The following is a 6270-nucleotide window of genomic DNA, read 5'->3' on the forward strand; positions in this document are numbered from 1 at the left end:
TTATCTTCATCTAAAACGTTAAATTCATAGAACTTTACTTTCTTACCAGTAATTTCATGAATTGCATCTAAGGCTTCTGGTTTTGAATTTGAGAAGTCATCGATGACTACAACATCATGTCCGCTCTGTAGTAATTCTACACAGACATGACTACCAATATAACCTGCACCACCTGTAACTAATACATTCATATTTATTCCTCCATAAACTTTGCAACCACCATATATGACAGCTGCCATAGCCAAATTACTATTCTATTTGACTCTTATATTTTACAACGAAATCGTTCGTAACAAAAGACTGAATTATCATAGTGAAGCGCCTATCTTGTTTTCTTGCAAAAAAGAACCATCTTTAATAAGATGGCTCTTTGTTTAAATTTCTTTAAATGAATCAATCACTTTTGTTACTCCTGGTAACTTCTGATATTCATCTTTTTTATTTGCAGAATCGATTACGATTATATTTCTACATCCTGCTTTATAGGCATTTTCAATACCACTTAGGGAGTCTTCGATGATTAAGCAGTCACTTATATCTACTCCTAGAATATGTGCTGCTTTCTTGAACATCATGATCTTATTCTCATAAGTTCCATCATCATAAACAATATCATCAGGATTAATCCAATGATCTAAATGAAATGATTCTACAAAGAAATCAATATTTGGTTTAATGGATGCACTTGCGATAGTAAATGGAATGTTGTTGTTTTTAAGTTTATCAAAGAATTCTGTCGCACCAGCAACTAAATGGAATGTTTCTTTATCTTCCTTACAAAATTCACGATAATACTGTTCCTTAAGTAAAGAATATTTCTGTTTCTGTTCATCTGTACACTGTCCTTCAAATAAGTATTCAATAATCTTATTATTAGGAACACCATTGAAATGTTCATGTAGCTCTTCTTCGCTGATTCCATGATGTCTTATTTCCTCGGAAATCTTTCCCCAGGCTAATACATGCTTTGGGTTGTCAAAGAACAATGTTCCATTAAAATCAAATATAACTCCTTTATAAGAATTCATAACTATACCTCTTTCGTTTCTGATACGCGCTTAAACCAATAAGCTGACTTTTTAGGATATCTTTCTTGTGTATTATAATCTACGTAGAATAATCCATATCTCTTATTATAACCATTAGACCAAGAAAATACATCCATTAATGACCAAACAAAATATCCTTTTACATTTGCGCCATCTTCGATAGACTTTAATAACCACTGTAAATGTTGCTTGATATAATCAATTCTTGGCGAATCATCAATATTACCATTATTAAAGTCATCTTTATAACCCATACCATTTTCTGTGATATAAATAGCTTTATAATTAGGATACTGCTTCTTGATTCTCATAATCATATCATACATTCCCTGAGGATAAATCAACCAGTCCCAGTCAGTAGTTGGAATACCTTCTTTAAATACTCTTTCACCAACACCTTTTAATTTGAACTTCTTTGTACCTTTTTCACCTGTACCATTATGGTGGATTTCATTTTCACCATCATATGCCTTAATGAAATGACTCTGGTAGTGATTCATACCTAAGTAATCATTTTCTTTTGCAGCTTTTTTCATAATTTCAATATCAGCTGGATCATATTCAAAAGTACCATTATTAAGATGAACTAATTCATTGATGATATTAAGAGTTTCATCTGTATAATAACCTAAGAATGTAGCATCTAGCAAGAATTGATTAGCAAGAACATCTTCTTTCTTAGCTGCATATACATCTTTTGGATCATTTTCGTTTAAAGGATACTTGGTTTCTAGGGAGTGAATAATTCCAATGTATCCTTTATAGTTGTGTGCTTTATAAGCACAAACTGCCTTTGCATGTGCTACCATCATTCCATGCATTGACTGAACCGCCTTAGTAATATCGTATGTAATACAAGGTGGGAATGTACCTTCAATATATTGGTTTGTTGCAATTGGCCATACTTCATTAAAAGTAAACCAATAAGTAACTTCATCTTTATATTCTTCAAAACAGAATTCTGCATATTTCGCAAATGCATCAATTGTTTCTCTATTTAAGAAATCACCTCTGCTATGTAAAGCATCAGGAGTATCAAAATGATGTAAAGTAACATATGGTTCTACATCATTCTTATGGCATTCCTGGAATACACGATGATAAAAATCTACACCTTCCTGGTTGATTTTTCCTTTTCCTTCTGGGAAAATTCTTGACCATGCAATAGAAATTCTAATAGCCTTAATGCTGAAATCTTTACATAGTTTTAAATCTACAGGATATTTATGATAGAAGTCACTCGCAGGATCAGCAGAGAATCTTCCCTGCTTTTCTAAATAATCATCCCAAGCGACTTTACCTTTACCATATGCTCTAGTACTACCTTCACACTGGTATGCAGCAGTTGCGCCACCAAACACAAAATCTTCACTGAATTTCATGATTAATCTCCTTTATAATTATTATATAAATTGAATACACACTAGGAATTAATCCCAATGTGTATTTAATGTTTATTCTCCGTCTAAAATTGAGAATACAAATTCAAGTGCCTTCTGAGGATTACGAGTTAATTCAATATACTTTTTACCTTCACAAGCTACACACTTGATACCTAATCTATCAGTATCTTTTTTCAAATCTTGATAGTAGTTCGCTACCTGTGGTGCTAAGACAACTAAATCATAGTCCTTTAACATATCATAATGTGCACCATATGATCCAGCTGCTGTAACAATAGAAATTCCTTTTTCTTTTGCACCTTTAGCTAAAGCATTAGCTAATAAACCACTTGTACCTCCACCGGCACATAATACTAAAATTCTCTTTTCATTGACTACATCTGAAGAAACTTCAACTGCTTCTTCTTCTTTTTCTGCTTCAATTACCCCTTCTTTTTCTGCTTCTTCAGCACACTTTTCTCTATCATATACCTTGAAGAATGGATAATATACAACGAAGTCTACTACTAATACTAATACTGCAAATAGAATTGATAATACTGTAATACCACAACCAAGCACAATACCTAATGGAGCAGGTGTCGTCCAAGGAAGAATATACATAAAGCTGTTCATCTTTAGAACATCAACGAATAACTTAAAGATCCATACATTTAAGATTGGAGCTAAGATAAATGGAATAAAGAAAATTGGGTTTAAGATTAATGGAGCACCAAATAAGATTGGTTCATTTACACCAAATAATACTGGAATAGAACTTGCCTTACCAACTGCCTTTAATTCTTTTGATTTGGCCATGAAAGCAAACATAAGTGTTACTACTAAAGTTGCACCTGTACCACCAAGTGTTGCAACGAACTGCTGACAACCTGGAGTCAAGATATTAGCTGCATGTTTGCCAGCCTGGAATAATTCTAAGTTATTTGCGATGTTTACATAATAAATTGCTGATACTGCTGGTTCAACAATAGAAGGTCCCTGAATACCTACAAACCAGAATAATGACATAGCACCATAGATAACTGCTAAACCTACATATCCATCAGCCGCAGTGAATAGTGGCTGGAAGAATTCAATAACTGCCTGAGCAAAACACATACCTGCTGCATTTCTGAAAGCTATATCAAATAATGCCAATAATAGGATAGAAATAGCGAAAGGAATAACATCTGCGAATGTCTGAGAAATATTTGGTGGTACTTCTTCAGGCATATGAATAGTAATGTTTCTCTTTACACAGAATCTATAAACATTACAAACAAAGAAAGCAACTAAGAATGCTGTTAAAAGACCCTTAGAGCCCATATAACCACTTGCAAATCCACCTTTGATAGAATCAACGCCTACAACTAAGAACCCTACGATACCAGCCATTAGTGTAGAAATATTATTGATCTGTCTATTAACTGGCATGTCTCTGTTGAAACTATCGCAAAGATTCTTTGCAGTTGTTCCTGCTACAAGAACAGCAAGTAACCCCATTGAATAGTTATAAGGTTTTAAAATCATAGCCTCAATTTCTTTTGGCCAATAAAATTTAAAAATGTTAGGAACATAAGCAATCAACATGAATATACTTGAGAATAATACTACAGGCATTGCTGACATAAATCCGTCACGGATTGCTTTTAAATATTTATTTCTTGATACTTTTTCGAAAAACGGCTTAGCCTTCTCGATTTTTCCAATTAATGCCTCCATTATTTCACCTCATTATCTATAAATATCTAGTAAATTATTAATAATGTCTTTTAATAAGATTGTAGTCATTAAATGATCTTGAGCATGTACTGTAATAAACCCAATATCAATATTTTCGCCTCTAGCTTCTAACTGCAATAGTTCAGTTTGAGACTTATGTGCATCGTTCAAACAGTCATTTGCTTCACTAATAAGTTTGTCACATTCTGTAAAATCTTTTTGTTTTGCTTTTTCTACTGCAAGTAGTAGCTTACTTCTTGCATCTCCTGAATAAGCTACAATTTCAAATCCAATCATACTTACTTCTTCTTTAGTCATTGTATTAATCTCCTTTTTCTTCTTTACGAATCGGCCTCTTTCGTTTACAAGTACATTGTAAACGCGTACATACCATTTGTCAACAGAATCAAACAACAATAAACAATATTTTAAACATTTATAAACATATATGATAATTATTGACATTAATTACATTATATTTGTTTGTTTTTGTTTGCTTTATGTTGATTCCGGACACATCAAATGATATACTGACACTGACAAGGAGAGTGAAAACATGTTAAAGAAGGAACGTCTTGTAAGAATTACACAGATGGTCAATCAAAAAGGAATCATATCAATCAATGAAATCATGGAACAATTAGAAATCTCTGATATGACCGCAAGAAGAGATTTAGATGAATTAGAGAAGTCTGGTAAATTATTAAGAGTACATGGTGGTGCACAGAGTTTATCTTTTAGTATGGATCATGAACGTTCTCATTTAGAAAAGTCTTCTGTACAGATAGAAGAAAAAACAAGAATTGCGCATAAAGCAGCAAGTCTTATTCAAGAAGGAGAAACAATATTCTTAGGTCCTGGTACTACTATTCAGTTATTAGCAGAGCAGTTATGTGGACGTAATATTAGAGTAGTTACGAATTCTCTTGCAGTATTTAATATTTTGAGTGGTCATACTCCTACTGATGTAATGTTAACAGGTGGAGAATATCGTAGTAATACAAATACCTTTGTAGGTCCAATCACAAATATGGTATTAAGTAAATTAAGATATACAAAAGCCTTTATTGGATGTAATGGTATCTTTAATAGTGGTATTACAACTTATTCATTAGAAGAAGGAGAATCACAGGGTATACCTTTGGATAATGCGAAGAATAGATATTTACTTGTAGATTCTACTAAGTTTAATCGTTCTGACTTTTATATCTTCTATGATCTATTTAACTTTGATGCAGTCATTACTGATAATGAAATTGATCCAGATGTGTTAAAACACTATAAAGAATATACAACTATTGTAACGGTATAAGGAGATCTTACTATGAAAAAGACTGGAATCTGCCCAAAATGTAATCACGATAAAATTATTATTATTAAAGATCAGCTCCATGAAAATGGTGGTGGTAATATTTCTCAAATAACGAATCATATTAATAAGCCTTCGCAAGTTTTCGCTATATTCAAAGAGGGAAATACCGCAAAGAAGACTTTCTATATTTGTGAGAATTGTGGTTATATTGAAGAATACTTAGACAAGGAAGAAATCAAGAAATTGCTTAATTATAAACCTTTTGGTAGTAAGATAAAGGATATCTTCAAATGATTATACAAGCCGTGCAACACGCATGGCTTTTTAGATACAAAAAAGAGGCTGTGACGAAATGATTTAATATCATTTCCAAACAGTCTTTTTTTTGTATTAGTTCACGACTGCCTATGGTTATTACGTCACAAACAAAAAAACGTTCTCCTCAGGAACGTAAACTCTTAAAAAATAGAAAAAAATCGCATAAAGTCCCTATCGGTGTGATAAGTCACTTTTTCACTGTGAATAACTTTTTTATCAGCACGCCTTCAGAGCGTTCTTTTTCTCCTGACGTAGTCTATACATGTGGTATTTCTTGAGATTGTAGCCTAGGCACACTAAAAGAAACTCCATCGTTACACCTTTCATTCCTCTTCTTCGGAATCTGGTGAATCCCATGTCCTCCTTTATTGTTAAACCGCAAACTCTACCCATAATATAAACTAATAAAACCGCAAATTAAATTAATAAACAGGTGGAAAATGTGCCTTTTATGACGGCATAATCTTCCACCTGTTTTTGTGATCTG

The 6270-nt window shown here is 32.7% G+C and carries 8 protein-coding genes; 2 read left to right on the forward strand and 6 right to left on the reverse strand.

Annotated features, from left to right (window positions below):
* The 5 genes from H8909_RS12130 to H8909_RS12150 form a co-directional block, all read right to left on the reverse strand.
* A partial coding sequence (locus tag H8909_RS12130) for an SDR family NAD(P)-dependent oxidoreductase (protein ID WP_187012889.1) occupies positions 1-191 on the reverse strand: 191 nt, incomplete at its 3' end.
* 183 nt (positions 192-374) lie between these two features.
* Positions 375-1028, reverse strand: coding sequence for an HAD family hydrolase (locus H8909_RS12135; protein WP_187013007.1), 654 nt, complete (start codon positions 1026-1028; stop codon positions 375-377).
* 2 nt (positions 1029-1030) lie between these two features.
* On the reverse strand, positions 1031-2431 hold the full coding sequence (lacG, locus tag H8909_RS12140) for a 6-phospho-beta-galactosidase (protein WP_202985971.1): 1401 nt from the start codon (positions 2429-2431) through the stop codon (positions 1031-1033).
* Between the two features lie 72 nt (positions 2432-2503).
* A complete protein-coding gene (locus tag H8909_RS12145; protein ID WP_187013008.1) occupies positions 2504-4153 on the reverse strand; it encodes a lactose-specific PTS transporter subunit EIIC in 1650 nt (549 codons plus the stop codon).
* 12 nt (positions 4154-4165) lie between these two features.
* A complete protein-coding gene (locus tag H8909_RS12150; protein ID WP_187013009.1) occupies positions 4166-4471 on the reverse strand; it encodes a PTS sugar transporter subunit IIA in 306 nt (101 codons plus the stop codon).
* Positions 4472-4709: 238 nt separating this feature from the next.
* Between H8909_RS12150 and H8909_RS12155 the strand changes: the two genes are divergently transcribed.
* Positions 4710-5465: a DeoR/GlpR family DNA-binding transcription regulator gene (locus H8909_RS12155; protein ID WP_187013010.1), complete on the forward strand. Its 756-nt coding sequence runs from the start codon at positions 4710-4712 to the stop codon at positions 5463-5465.
* 12 nt (positions 5466-5477) lie between these two features.
* The gene (locus tag H8909_RS12160; RefSeq protein ID WP_187013011.1) at positions 5478-5759 is read left to right on the forward strand and encodes a hypothetical protein; all 282 of its coding nucleotides are present in this window, start codon (positions 5478-5480) and stop codon (positions 5757-5759) included.
* A 240-nt stretch (positions 5760-5999) separates the two neighbouring features.
* Here H8909_RS12160 and H8909_RS13670 read toward each other — a convergent pair whose 3' ends face one another.
* Entirely contained in the window at positions 6000-6176 is a 177-nt protein-coding gene (locus tag H8909_RS13670; RefSeq protein WP_187013012.1) for a transposase, read from the reverse strand.
* Positions 6177-6270 lie beyond the last annotated feature (94 nt).

It is taken from the genome of Catenibacterium faecis, from assembly GCF_014306455.1.
GTDB lineage: Bacteria > Bacillota_I > Bacilli_A > Erysipelotrichales > Coprobacillaceae > Catenibacterium > Catenibacterium mitsuoka_A.

Coding starts and splice junctions, on each gene's coding strand:
- H8909_RS12135 (WP_187013007.1), bottom strand. CDS start 1,028: ATGAATTCTTATAAAGGAGTTATATTTGATTTTAATGGAACATTGTTC.
- H8909_RS12155 (WP_187013010.1), top strand. CDS start 4,710: ATGTTAAAGAAGGAACGTCTTGTAAGAATTACACAGATGGTCAATCAA.
- H8909_RS12160 (WP_187013011.1), top strand. CDS start 5,478: ATGAAAAAGACTGGAATCTGCCCAAAATGTAATCACGATAAAATTATT.
- H8909_RS12145 (WP_187013008.1), bottom strand. CDS start 4,153: ATGGAGGCATTAATTGGAAAAATCGAGAAGGCTAAGCCGTTTTTCGAA.
- lacG (WP_202985971.1), bottom strand. CDS start 2,431: ATGAAATTCAGTGAAGATTTTGTGTTTGGTGGCGCAACTGCTGCATAC.
- H8909_RS13670 (WP_187013012.1), bottom strand. CDS start 6,176: ATGGGTAGAGTTTGCGGTTTAACAATAAAGGAGGACATGGGATTCACC.
- H8909_RS12150 (WP_187013009.1), bottom strand. CDS start 4,471: ATGACTAAAGAAGAAGTAAGTATGATTGGATTTGAAATTGTAGCTTAT.